Source organism: Endozoicomonas elysicola, assembly GCF_000710775.1.
GTDB lineage: Bacteria > Pseudomonadota > Gammaproteobacteria > Pseudomonadales > Endozoicomonadaceae > Endozoicomonas > Endozoicomonas elysicola.
Genome location: NZ_JOJP01000001.1, coordinates 5,217,840 through 5,229,849, shown reverse-complemented (window position 1 = coordinate 5,229,849; position 12,010 = coordinate 5,217,840). Strand labels below are relative to the sequence as shown.

General features: G+C 50.8%; 11 protein-coding genes. 4 read left to right on the top strand and 7 right to left on the bottom strand.

Annotated elements, in window-relative coordinates; translation table 11 throughout:
- From malG to GV64_RS22010, 4 genes are all read left to right on the top strand, one after another.
- The gene (gene malG / locus GV64_RS22030) at nucleotides 1–891 is read left to right on the top strand and encodes a maltose ABC transporter permease MalG (RefSeq protein WP_020581752.1); all 891 of its coding nucleotides are present in this window, start codon (nucleotides 1–3) and stop codon (nucleotides 889–891) included.
- A 255-nt stretch (nucleotides 892–1,146) separates the two neighbouring features.
- The gene (locus tag GV64_RS22025) at nucleotides 1,147–2,277 is read left to right on the top strand and encodes an ABC transporter ATP-binding protein (RefSeq protein WP_020582426.1); all 1,131 of its coding nucleotides are present in this window, start codon (nucleotides 1,147–1,149) and stop codon (nucleotides 2,275–2,277) included.
- A 77-nt stretch (nucleotides 2,278–2,354) separates the two neighbouring features.
- Nucleotides 2,355–4,583, top strand: coding sequence for a 4-alpha-glucanotransferase (gene malQ / locus GV64_RS22020; protein ID WP_020582425.1), 2,229 nt, complete (start codon nucleotides 2,355–2,357; stop codon nucleotides 4,581–4,583).
- A gap of 245 nt (nucleotides 4,584–4,828) precedes the next feature.
- Entirely contained in the window at nucleotides 4,829–5,929 is a 1,101-nt protein-coding gene (locus GV64_RS22010; protein ID WP_152554157.1) for a hypothetical protein, read from the top strand.
- A 116-nt stretch (nucleotides 5,930–6,045) separates the two neighbouring features.
- On the opposite strand, the gene mnhG is transcribed toward GV64_RS22010, so the two are convergent.
- Genes mnhG through mbhE form a run of 7 tightly spaced genes read right to left on the bottom strand, consistent with a single transcriptional unit; the run spans nucleotide 6,046 to nucleotide 11,711 of the window.
- Nucleotides 6,046–6,351, bottom strand: coding sequence for a monovalent cation/H(+) antiporter subunit G (gene mnhG / locus GV64_RS22005; protein ID WP_020582422.1), 306 nt, complete (start codon nucleotides 6,349–6,351; stop codon nucleotides 6,046–6,048).
- Nucleotides 6,348–6,677 (bottom strand): cation:proton antiporter, encoded by a 330-nt coding sequence (locus GV64_RS22000; RefSeq protein ID WP_020582421.1) that lies wholly within the window; start codon nucleotides 6,675–6,677, stop codon nucleotides 6,348–6,350. The genes mnhG and GV64_RS22000 overlap by 4 nt, the downstream gene beginning before the upstream one ends.
- A complete protein-coding gene (locus tag GV64_RS21995) occupies nucleotides 6,670–7,146 on the bottom strand; it encodes a Na+/H+ antiporter subunit E (RefSeq protein WP_020582420.1) in 477 nt (158 codons plus the stop codon). Before GV64_RS21995 ends, GV64_RS22000 begins: the two co-directional genes overlap by 8 nt.
- The gene (locus tag GV64_RS21990) at nucleotides 7,143–8,699 is read right to left on the bottom strand and encodes a proton-conducting transporter transmembrane domain-containing protein (RefSeq protein WP_020582419.1); all 1,557 of its coding nucleotides are present in this window, start codon (nucleotides 8,697–8,699) and stop codon (nucleotides 7,143–7,145) included. The genes GV64_RS21995 and GV64_RS21990 overlap by 4 nt, the downstream gene beginning before the upstream one ends.
- A complete protein-coding gene (locus GV64_RS21985; protein WP_020582418.1) occupies nucleotides 8,696–9,049 on the bottom strand; it encodes a Na+/H+ antiporter subunit C in 354 nt (117 codons plus the stop codon). Before GV64_RS21985 ends, GV64_RS21990 begins: the two co-directional genes overlap by 4 nt.
- Entirely contained in the window at nucleotides 9,049–9,441 is a 393-nt protein-coding gene (locus tag GV64_RS25665) for an MnhB domain-containing protein (RefSeq protein ID WP_201772509.1), read from the bottom strand. The genes GV64_RS21985 and GV64_RS25665 overlap by 1 nt, the downstream gene beginning before the upstream one ends.
- Nucleotides 9,441–11,711 carry a hydrogen gas-evolving membrane-bound hydrogenase subunit E gene (gene mbhE / locus GV64_RS24050; protein ID WP_201772508.1) on the bottom strand — a complete coding sequence of 757 codons (2,271 nt, stop codon included), beginning with the start codon at nucleotides 11,709–11,711 and terminating at the stop codon, nucleotides 9,441–9,443. Before mbhE ends, GV64_RS25665 begins: the two co-directional genes overlap by 1 nt.
- Between the last annotated feature and the right edge of the window lie 299 nt (nucleotides 11,712–12,010).

Below are 12,010 nucleotides of genomic sequence, written 5' to 3'. Positions count from 1 at the left end.
ATGGCAATGGTACAACCAAGAAACCTGAAATACCGTGTCTGGGCAACCCGGATATTTCTGATCCTGTTTATTCTGATGATCATGCTGCCCTTTCTGATGATCATTTCCGTGTCTTTCCGAACGGGTAACTTTGCAACGGGCAGTTTAATCCCGGAAAACCCAACACTGGAGCACTGGTCCCTGGCGTTTGGTATTCCCTGGACCAATGTGGACGGCAGTATTTCATTACCGCCATTTCCGGTGCTTACCTGGCTGTGGAACTCCATCAAGATTGCGGTTATCTCTTCTACGCTGATTCTGATGTTATCCACAACTGGCGCTTATGCATTTGCCCGTTTCCGCTTCCGTTTTCGTGAGCACATGCTGACCGCCATGATGATCTTTCAGATGTTCCCGGCGGTGCTGGCTCTGGTTGCGATCTACAGCATCTTTAACACCCTTGGGAACTATGTGCCCTGGCTGGGTCTGGATACCCATGGTGCGGTGGTGATTGCCTCACTGGGTGGTGTCACTCTGCATATCTGGCTGATTAAAGGGTATTTCGAGAGCATCGATGGTTCCCTGGAAGAGGCTGCCGCTATCGATGGTGCCACGCCCTGGCAGGCATTTCGTTATGTACTGCTGCCGTTGTCTGTTCCGATTCTGGCGGTGGTCTTTATTCTGGCTTTCATCGCCTCTGTGGGTGAATACCCGGTGGCATCGGTGCTCCTTCAGGATGTGGATAAGTTGACCTTGGCGGTTGGCTCGCGTCAGTACCTGAATCCACAGAATTACCTCTGGGGCGACTTTGCCGCAGCTTCCGTGCTGTCCGGTCTGCCAATTACCCTGGTGTTCCTGTTATCCCAGCGCTGGATTGTCGGTGGTCTGACAGCAGGTGGCGTTAAGGGATAAGAATTCAAACGGTGGTCCAGACCATAGGAGCCTGTCGAACTTAACACAGACCTACTGCGAAAAAGCCGGATTTGGCCATTTTTTATGCTGCTTTTCGTTGAATAGAACCACTATTCGCCTCAAATCAGCATAAAAACTGGCTCAAACCGAACTTTTTCTCGCTACGGTCGATTAAGTCCGACAGGCTCCCAGGTCACCGTAACCAATTACCAATACAGTGAGCCAATGTCGTTTGGCTGGGTGGGAGTGACAAGAATGGCTGAAGTATTTCTGGTCGATGTCAGCAAAAGTTATGACCAGGGAAAATCCTGGGTTCTGAAAAACGTAAACCTCTCCATTGCGGATGGCGAGTTTGTGGCCTTTGTTGGGCCATCCGGTTGTGGTAAGTCCACGCTATTGCGCATGATCTGTGGTCTGGAAGAAATTACTAAAGGTGACCTTTCCATTGGGGATGAGCGTGTCAATGATATGCCGCCCAATGAGCGTAAGGTCGGCATGGTGTTTCAGTCCTATGCGCTTTATCCCCATATGACGGTACGGGAAAACATGGCCTTTGGCCTTAAGCTGGCAAAAGCGGATAAAAAGACCGTTGACCAGCGAGTCGATGAGGCGGCCAGGATTCTTCAGCTTGAGCCCCTGTTGGATCGCAAGCCAAAAGCGATGTCCGGAGGCCAGCGTCAGCGTGTAGCCATTGGCCGTTCCATTGTTCAGGAACCAAGGGTGTTTCTGTTTGATGAGCCGTTGTCTAACCTGGATGTTTCTCTGCGGGTGCAGATGCGTCAGGAGTTGGCCCGTTTGCATCGCCGTCTGAAAACCACCTCCATTTATGTAACCCATGACCAGGTAGAGGCGATGACTCTGGCGGATAAGGTGGTGGTGCTGAGTCCCCTGGCTGATGGTGCAGAAAGTAACCTTGAGCAGGTGGGTGCTCCACTTGAGCTGTATCACCATCCGAGAAATATTTTTGTTGCCGGGTTTATCGGTTCTCCCAAGATGAACTTCTTTGATGGCACCTTACTGGAAGGTGGTGAGGAGTACAGCCGGGTGCGACTGAACTCCGGCAGCGAAATCTCGGTTGCCGTTAATGCAGTCAGCGGCAAAGCAGGCGATAAAGTGGTTTTGGGGATACGTCCCCAGGATATCCATCTGGTTGAGTCTCAGGGGAATGCCATTGAGGGAACGGTTTCAGCGCTTGAGCGCCTGGGTACGGAGTCGTTTATTTATTTCGCCCATCCAGATATCCATGAAAGCCTGACCGTCCGGGTTGAAGACTCCAAGGCCCGTCATGAAGGCGATGTACTGACACTGAAGTTACCGGCTGAGAACTGTCATCTCTTTGATGCCGATGGCCTGGCTTTTCGCCGCACCCGTGTCACCGATTTTTAATCAGTCGGCTTTACCATTCTGAAGAACCTGGATACGACGAGCTTATAAAGTGAGAGGGAGAGTGTTTAACAGTGGATATGCAACGGATTGAGCGCCTGGCCGCATGTTATGGCCTGAGTGGGGAGTATAACGACTGGGCTGGTAATCCGGTTAAGGTACCCGTTGAGAAAATGATTCCAATGCTTGAGGCCATGGGCCTTCAGCTGGATTCCGACCAATTGATTGACCAGCAGATTGAAGACGTAGAAAAGCAACGCTGGCAATCCGTTTTACCCGGTGTTTCTGTGCTGCATAAAGGCAGTCCTTTTGAACTGGAGCTGCACTTACCGGCCAGTAAACTGAAAGATACGATCAAGCTGAACCTGACTCTGGAAAATGGCAAACAGCGACTGCTGGAGCTCTCTGGAAAAGAAGGGCAGTACAAAGAGGTGGCCCGCAATAAACATGGGCGGACAACCATCGTCAGGATCAATGCGCTCCTGCCTGATGATCTGCCAGAGGGTTATCATCAGCTGCAACTGCAGGCGGTAAAAAAGAAGAAGGGCGATAAAAAGCCCGAAGGGGGTGAAACCTGCGCGTTGATCATTGCTCCAGAAACCTGCTATGAACCGGAAGCACTGGCCAAAGGCCAGAAAATCTGGGGATCGGCTATTCAGCTCTACACGCTGCGTTCCGCAAGAAACTGGGGGATGGGGGATTTTACCGATCTTAAGGAAACGGTAACGGCACTGGCTGCAAAAGGCGCTCATATTGTTGGACTGAACCCCATTCATGCACTGTACCCTGCGGGACCTCAGCATTGCAGCCCTTACAGTCCTTCCAGCCGGAGCTTTCTGAACCCTCTTTATATCGATGTAGAAGCGGTTGCGGAGTTTGAGTTCAGTGATGATGCCCGCCGGTTGATGGATGATCAGACTTTTCAAATCAAACTGTCCGAAGCGAGATCGGCAACCCATGTGAACTATCCTGCGGTGGCTGAGCTGAAGATGGCTGTGCTGGAAAAGCTCTATGACACCTTTGTCAGTCGAGAGTTGAAAGCAAAGACCCAACGGGGTAAACAGTTCAAGGCATTCTGCAAAACGCGGGGTGAGAGTCTGGATCGTCAGGCGCTTTATGATGCGCTCTTTGAGCATCATCTTAAGCAGGATGCCGATGCCTGGGGTTGGCGCCATTGGCCAGAGGCTCTGCAGAATCCGGAAAGTTCAGAAACCAAAGCTTTTGCCAAAGAGCATAAAGAGCGGGTTCGTTTTTACACCTGGCTTCAGTGGGTGGCCGATGGTCAGCTGGAAGATGCCCAGCAGGCAGCGGAGCAGTCCGGCATGATGGTTGGACTCTATCGTGACCTGGCGGTTGGCGTTGACAGTGGTGGGGCGGATGTATGGTCCGATCGTGAACTCTATTGTCTGGATGCTAGTGTCGGTGCGCCGCCTGATGGTGTTGCCCCACAGGGACAGAACTGGGGTTTACCACCATTTAATCCCCAAGCGCTGAAAGCATCCGCTTACCAGCCATTTATTGAGATGGTTCGTGCCAATATGGATCACTGCGGTGCACTGCGCATTGACCATGTGATGGGATTACTGCGACTGTGGTGGTGTCCAAACGGCAAGACCGCAGACTTCGGGTGTTACGTTCGCTATCCGCTTCAGGACCTGCTGGGCATTATCAAACTGGAGAGTCAGCGCCATCAGAGTCTGGTGTTTGGTGAAGACCTCGGCACGGTACCTGAAGAAATTTCCGAAAGCCTGCCGCCAGCAAAATTCTACTCCAACACCGTAGGGATATTTGAGAAGCTGGAAGAGGATCGGTTTACCGCGCCAGTGGATTATCCGGGCAGAACGCTGGCCTGCATGTCCAATCATGACATTCCTACGCTGAATGCCTGGTGGAACTGTCTGGACCTTGACCTCTGGCGTGAGCTGGGCACTTATGATGAAGAGCGCTGTGAGCGGGAAAAGAACGAGCGTCATGTCGCCAAGGTGGCATTGCTGAACACGCTGGCTGATATTGGTGAACTACCACCGGGTATGGATCCTGAGCGGATGGAGACCATGGCCTTTTCCCGCGAGTTGATGGAACGTCTGCATTATTATCTGGTTCGCTCCAATGCACTGATCACCGTTATTCAGCTGGAAGATTGCATGATGCTGGATACGCCGGTGAATGTTCCGGGAACTTGTGAGGAATACCCGAACTGGCGTCGTCGACTGATCAGTGATGTGTCTGAATTGGTTGAGCGAGAGGAGATAGAGCAGTTTCTCAAAAATGTAAATATTATTCGTGGAGCTGAACGGGTAGAGGTTTAGCAATAAATGAAGATCAAGTGGTTAATTTATTTAACCACTTGATCTTTCTTCGCTGAATCAGGTGGTTTTTTTCAGCTTGTCCCCGTAAAGCTTTTCTCTAGATAACCTTCCATGTTTCTTTCCATTGCTTTGGAACTGTTTGCATTTATTTAGGTCAGAACTCGAAATAAAGAGTTCTGTGAAAATAGATGTCCATACGTGATGCTCTTTTCTAAGGTATGAAAACCCTACTATTGGGAAGAACAATGCAGCCACCTTCAGCTTCATTAGCGGCAGAGCCAAATTTATCTGCTTATACAAGTGCGCAACCTGATCGGCGAGGTACAACGGATACATATAGGAAGTGTCAGGTCGTTGAAGTCTGTAAAGAGTATATGGAGAAGAATAAAGAAAGTTGGGGACGGCGCTTCTACCGAGGGACTATTGGTGATATTTCATTTGAACCAGCGCTAAATATGTTGAAGGGGGGGGAGCCTTATCCTGGAAATAAGTTCATCTTTTCGGGAGCCAGAGGGGTCAAACATGGATTGTGTTTAACGCAGGATATGGTGGCAGCAAGGCACTATGCTCAGAATGTTGAAATAAACCCTTCGAGAGCATTGGTGATGGAGGTGGTATTAAATCCGGATACATTATTTCTGGATATATCTGAGGAAGTTCTGAAAGGTCATGACAAGTCAGCAAAACAGAAATTGGAGGATTATTGCCGTGATAGGGGTGTTGGGTTTTCAGCGGTTAAAGAAGAGCTGGAAACATTGGAGTCTTTTGATTTTCCCATTCTGATTCACCGGGATTATGGATTGTATAATCCTGAGAAAAGGCTGGGTCTCTGCACATTACATAGCAATCAGGCTATACAAAGCATTAACTATTTTTCGCCAGTACCGGATGATTACACCAATAGAAAAGGTAGGGATGTGGAAGATGCTAAGTTAGTAACCTTAGTGGCTGTTCCGTTGATCAGAGAAATGATAGATGGGCTTAATGGAAAGATACGTCCTGAAGTGTGTGAAAACAAGGTAGTTCAAAAAGAAGGGACTTTTCTTGAAGAGCTGGATGAAGTTTTCATTCATAGGGCTTTAGACGATGAGCCTATCCTCGGTTCTGTTCGAAAGTATGAATTTAAACTTCCTCCTGATCTGGCAGCAATTCGGAGATCCCCTTTTGAATGCAGGTATTATGCGCCTTGCGTAGACAATGAGTCAGCATTAGTGCGTGTCATGCCAGCAGCGGTTGAGTCCTGGAATGAGCCTGTAGATGGTAGTGAGGTTGGTCGGGATGTAATTTCGGAGATAAGTGAGCGCCGGTTTTATTATTCTTATGAAAGAGTTGAACTTAAACAGTGAGGGGGCAAATTGGAAAGTAGATTTGATTGCTGTGCAGCTCGGATGTGGGAAGGGCTGCATGTCTCATTTTTGAGTAAAAGGCCTGATGCTACAGGCCTGCTTCGGTATTGGAAAGGTTAGTCCTGCTGATGCCCACGCCACATCTTGTAATTATTCATCAACAGCGATTTACCCAACAGTTGTGCTGCGACAGGGGCTGTCATCAGGATAAATGCAATAATGCCGATTGCCCGTGAAATGACGGACGTATCGTGAAAGTGCAGCGCAACAGCCACCATAATCAATCCAACCCCGATGGTGCCCGCCTTAGTAGACGAATGCATGCGTATATAGGCATCGGGCATTCGTAAAATACCCAACGCAGAGAAAAAGCTGAACAGTACCCCGATGATTAAACAGCTGGCGACCACCCACTCCATCATAATTCTTCTCCTGGCTTTGAACCTGAGTTTGAGCCCGAGTCTGCATCCGACTGACTCAGTGGCACGCGCATAATAAAGCGGGCAAAGGCAATCGTACTGAGAAACGCAACCAGTGCCAGAGTAATGGCTATATCCATAAATGCGGTGGCGTTGCTGTAAATGGTAAAGACGCCAATAAAACCAATAGTGATAAAGGCGATCAGGTCCAGGGCGATAACACGATCGGCCAGTGAGGGGCCTTTGCACAGTCGGATGAATGCCAGGGCAAGACCGGCTAACAAACCGGCAAAGGCGAAGTTAGTCGCAAAAGCCATAATGTCAGTCACGGGTCACCTCCAGAATACGGCGTTCCAATGTTTCTTTAATGTCGTCGATCACCGACTGCTCGTCCTGGCTGAACATGGCATGTATGACCAGATACTTACGATCTTCACTGACGTCCAGGCTCAGCGATCCCGGCGTCAGCGATACGATATTGGCCAATAACATAATCTCAAAGTCAGACTCTACCTCCAGTGGCACGTTGATGATGGCCGGATGACTCAGGTGAGTCGGGGTGATGACATCCCACACTACCTGCAGGCTACTGGTCAGTAGTTTGTAGAGGAAAACTGCCAGCAGTTTCAGGGCTGCCCAGAACTTGCGGCCATAATTGGGTTTATTCCGGAACGGCTCCGTCAGTAGCAGAGCAAAAAAGCCAACCACAAAACCAATGGTAAAGTCAGTGCTGCCGTAGTTGCCGTTCAGCAGCATCCAACCAAACGCCAGGAGAATGTTTAATAAAAACAAGTTCATTGTTGCATTCCTCCTGCAGGTGCGGCAGGTATGGAGAGTGACGCTGCGTAGGGAGAGCCGTCGCCGCCAAGCACAGCATTAATGTAAGGCTGTGGGTTGAGCAGGTTGGTTGCCGAGGTTTCTGCCAGCTGATAAATGGGTTCGACCATCAAACCGATCAGAACGGTAATCACCGCCAGTACCGCAATAGGTGTGATGTACAGGCAGTTTTCCTTCCACGTCAGAGAGGCTGGTGCTGCTGCATTCTCTGGCAGTGGTTTCCAGAACGCTTCCGCCCAGATTTTGGTCATTGAGTAAATGGTCATCAGACCAACAAATAATGCGGTTGCTGCCAGTAAATAGTCTTCAGTGAGCAGGCTTGCCTTGATCACCAGAAACTTGCCCCAGAAACCGGACAGTGGTGGAAAGCCGGCCAGAGAAAAAGCCGGAATCAAAAACAGCAGCGCCAGCCAGGGCATGGCGCTATAGGCACCACCCAGCTCACGCAAGTTGTCGCTGCCCTGTTTGCGTTTCAGAAAGCCGCCAATCAGGAACAGGTTAGCCTTAACAATAATGTGATGGATGATGTAGAAAATCGCCCCCGTAATGGCCAGTGGTGTATAGATGGCCAGTCCCATCAGCATATACCCAATCTGACTGATAATATGAAACGACAGTATGCGTTTAATATTGAACTGGCTGGCAGCACCAAGAACACCTGTGAGCATGGTCAGGCCGGCAATCACAATCAACAACGGCTGGTAACCACTGTCCACCAGGTCGAACACGATAGTGAAGACACGCATCAAGGCGTAAACGCCAACCTTGGTCAGCAGAGCAGCGTACAGGGCAACGATGGCACTGGGCAGATGGTGATAGGATGCTGGCAGCCAGGAGAAGACCGGGAACGCCGATGCTTTGATGGCAAAACCAAAGAGAAACAGCCCGGAAATGAGCATCATGGTGGTGTCCGGTAGCTGTGCAACTTTGGCGTGCAGGTCGGCCATGTTCAATGTGCCGGTAGCGCCATAAAGCAGACCGATGGCCAGCAGGAAAACCATGGTGGATATCAGATTGAGTACGACGTATTTCACCGCCGCATCCACTTGCTCTTTATTCGCACCCAGCACCATCAAACCAAATGAAGTAATCAGCATGACTTCAAAAAACACATAGAGGTTGAAGATGTCGCCGGTTAAAAAGCTGCCCATAACACCGGCCAGCAGGGCATGAATCAGGCTGTGGTAAATGGCATAGAACGGTTTGCTGCGCAAATCGGCGGTGCTGTAGAGCACAATGGCGATACCGATAATGGCGGTAATCAGCACCATGCTGGCGGACAGCAGGTCGGCAACAAAGACAATACCGAAGGGGGCTTTCCAGTCCCCAAAAGCGGTCACCTGCAGTCCGTTTGAGATAACCTGTTGCATCAGCAATATGGCGACACACAGATTAGCGATCGCACCGCACCAGCTGATCACAGACGACAGTGAGCGGGCGCGAAAGCTGAAGGCGCAGGCCGTTGCGGTAAGCAACGGAATAAAAATAGGCATAACCAGCAGCCAATGCGTCATTGCTCGGCCTCCGCGTGTTGCATTTTATCCATGTCAGCAGTGCCAAGCTCTTTGATGGCGCGATAGGCCAGTAATAAGGTGAATAACAGCAGGCCGAAACCGATCACGATAGCCGTAAGAATGAGTGCCTGAGGCAGTGGGTTCGCGTAACCGGCAGCAGGGAGTAAAGCGTCACTGGCAATCAGCGGTGGATTGCCACGGGTTAATCGACCGGCGACAAAAATGGCCAGGTTGATGGCATTGCTGACCAGAATCATACCGAACAGAAAGCGCACGATATGGCGCTCCAGCATCAGGAAAACACCACAGGCAGTCATCAGGCCAACGACCAGACACCAGAGAAATTCCATTAACTTAACTCCTCTTCCACATTCAGAAGAACCATCAGCACGGAGCCGATGACGGCGAGATAGATGCCGATGTCAAACAGCAGTGGGCTGCCGATTTTGCCCCACCACAGGCCGGAGAGAAAAGGCTGCCCGAAGAACAGTGGCAGCAGTCCGGCCAGAAGCGCGATTAACACACCTGAACCAGCAAAGACCGCTGGTGGGTAGACCAGGCGGTCGCGCACGTAGTCAATATTTTCGGCCAGCATTAACAGGGCAAAGGCGATCACTGCAATAAGGCCTGCGATAAACCCACCGCCCGGATTGTTGTGGCCGCGCAACAGCAGATAGACGGAAAACACCAGCATCAGCACCGTGACGAAATGGGCACTGGTACGAAAAATAATCGATGACATTAACGGTGCTCCTTGTCGGTTTCAGAGACCAGCTTGTTGATCCGTTTACCGGCCAATACGGCGACGGCGGCCAGTCCGGCAATCACCACCACAACGGCCTCACCAAGGGTGTCGAAAGCGCGGAAGTCCACCAGGATAACATTGACGATATTGCGTCCCTTACCACCACTGACGCTGGTTTGGGCATAGAACTCGGAGATTTCCTGATTCATGGGGACGGCAGTGATAATCCACAGCGCCAGAGTGATGCTGATACCGATACCCGCAGCAACACAGGCGTGAATAATACGACGAGAGGTTGAATGCCGGGGGACAGAGCTGACAGCGGATAAGTGGCGCAATACGATGGCGATAAAGACGACCAGCAGGGTTTCGACCAGCAGCTGTGTTTTGGCAACATCCGGTGCGCTGTATACCAGAAACACCATGGTGGTTAGAAAACCGATCGTGCCAAGTGCGGCAACCGCCAATAGCAGGGTACGGGCTTTAACCACCACAAAAGCGGCGATGACCAGAAACACCGCAAGTACGACGTCGTAGTAATACAGATCCCATTCAATAGAGGGCAGTGGGTGTATTTGCCAGAACGCTTCACCAAGAACCGTTCCAAGAAAAGCCAGCAGCACCAGGAAGAACTGCAGGCTGTATTGGGTGAGGTGGCCATGCTGCAACACACGGGTTTGCCAGTTCGCCAGTTTAACCACTGCATTCAGCAGGTGCTGGTAAACCGCTGGTCCGGAGGGCAACCCAGACAAGAGCTGGTCAAGTCGTGGCTTCAAACGTGGATAAGCGACATAGAGCAGAATACCAAGTAACAGCGTGAGTGCGCTTAACAGCAGTGGCAGATTTAAGCCTTCCCAGAGTTTGACCGTTTTCACCTGAGGGGTTGCCAGCATTACCGAGGCAGCAGGATCAATTATCACACCCTGATACCAGTTCAGCAGTGCCACCGGCACAATAACTGACAGCAGCGCCAGAACGATGGGTGGCAACCACAGCAGCTGATTATGCTCAACGGCTTTCATCGGCGCAGCTTTTGGGTGATGAGGTTTTAAAAAAGGTTTGATTAGGATCAGCAATGCCAGAGCGACCATAATGGCATTAGCCAGCAGCATGGTACCGGAAAGCACCCAGCCAAATTCGAGGCCTGCTTTATAAAGGTATTCCTTGGACAGGAAGCCAAACGATGGCGGCAGGCCAGCCTTGGAAGCGGCGGTTACCAAAGCGGCGGTGAAGCTGATGGCCAGCACTGCACGCAGGCCGGCCAGCTCATGGTATTCACGGGTGCCGGTGGCCTTATCGATATTGCCGACCACCATAAATAGCCCTGCCTTATAAAAGGAATGGGCGGCAATCAATAGTAGTGCAGCAGTGACGGCATAACTGCTGCCGATGCCGATCAGCATGACCAGTTGGCCAAGAATGACATTGGTGCTGAAGGCGAGCATCAGCTTTAAGTCGGTCTGGCGGTAGGCCTGTATGGCGCACCACAGGGCAGTGAAGGCACCGGCACTGCACAGCAGTGTGAACCATAACGTGCTATCGCCATACACGGGCAGCAGTCTCGCCAGCAGGTATACGCCCGCTTTTACCATGGTGGACGAGTGCAGATAGGCGCTGACGGGGGTGGGGGCAGCCATGGCGCCCGGTAGCCAGAAATGAAAGGGAAACTGTGCCGATTTCGTGAATGCGCCAAGCAGAATAAGTAGCAGTGATGGGGTAAACCATGGCTGCTGAGCCAGTGAAGCCCCTTGGGTGATGATGGCGCTGATACTGTAGGTGCCTGCCATTTCACCCAGCATAATCAAGCCAGCCAGCATCGCCAGACCGCCAGTGCCGGTGACCAGCATGGCCTGCAGGGCGTTCTTGCGTGATCCTTCTTTCTCGTGGTTAAAGCCAATCAACAAATAAGACGTAAGTGTGGTTAATTCCCAAAATACGAACAGCAGCAGCAGATTGTCGGCCAGTACTAATCCCAGCATGGCCAGCATAAACAGGGTCAAATACAGGTGGAACGCTGCGCGGCCTTTATAGGGTTTCATGTAGGCAATGGCATACAGTTGAACCAGAAACCCAACGCCGCTGATCAGGCTGGCAAACAAGACGCTGAGGCCATCGAGGCGGAGCGAAAACGGAATATCCAGTGATGGAATCCAGGGCCAATACAGCAGAGTCTCCGGTGGTTTATAGCTGGCGCCTATCAGCAGAAAAATCCCAAGCGGTAGCAGTGTGCAGAACGCTAACCAGAGTTTGAGTATTGGATTTGGCATGAAATGAGGCCGTAAATACCGTTTTGATGAGAAAGCCGAAGTTAATATCGGGCATTATAATGACACTTCCGCGCTACTATATATAAAAGTTATGTTGCCCATAAGGGGGGGGGAACAGGTAGTATGATGCTGCTCTTTATTGGGATATGGTTTGAGCATCTCGATGAGCCGGATAAAGAAGCTAATAAAAGTGGTTAGTCGAGTGTACAGCGGCATCTTTTGCGATTACTGTTTGGAGTACTTTGGTGCAAATTAATAGGCTGGCTATATTCCCTACAGCAGTCGTTACTGCACCACAG

Excerpts from the sequence above, each read along its gene's own strand:
- malG (WP_020581752.1), top strand. The coding sequence starts at position 1 with ATGGCAATGGTACAACCAAGAAACCTGAAATACCGTGTCTGGGCAACC.
- GV64_RS22025 (WP_020582426.1), top strand. The coding sequence starts at position 1,147 with ATGGCTGAAGTATTTCTGGTCGATGTCAGCAAAAGTTATGACCAGGGA.
- malQ (WP_020582425.1), top strand. The coding sequence starts at position 2,355 with ATGCAACGGATTGAGCGCCTGGCCGCATGTTATGGCCTGAGTGGGGAG.
- GV64_RS22010 (WP_152554157.1), top strand. The coding sequence starts at position 4,829 with ATGCAGCCACCTTCAGCTTCATTAGCGGCAGAGCCAAATTTATCTGCT.
- mnhG (WP_020582422.1), bottom strand. The coding sequence starts at position 6,351 with ATGATGGAGTGGGTGGTCGCCAGCTGTTTAATCATCGGGGTACTGTTC.
- GV64_RS21995 (WP_020582420.1), bottom strand. The coding sequence starts at position 7,146 with ATGAACTTGTTTTTATTAAACATTCTCCTGGCGTTTGGTTGGATGCTG.
- GV64_RS21990 (WP_020582419.1), bottom strand. The coding sequence starts at position 8,699 with ATGACGCATTGGCTGCTGGTTATGCCTATTTTTATTCCGTTGCTTACC.
- GV64_RS21985 (WP_020582418.1), bottom strand. The coding sequence starts at position 9,049 with ATGGAATTTCTCTGGTGTCTGGTCGTTGGCCTGATGACTGCCTGTGGT.
- GV64_RS25665 (WP_201772509.1), bottom strand. The coding sequence starts at position 9,441 with ATGTCATCGATTATTTTTCGTACCAGTGCCCATTTCGTCACGGTGCTG.
- mbhE (WP_201772508.1), bottom strand. The coding sequence starts at position 11,711 with ATGCCAAATCCAATACTCAAACTCTGGTTAGCGTTCTGCACACTGCTA.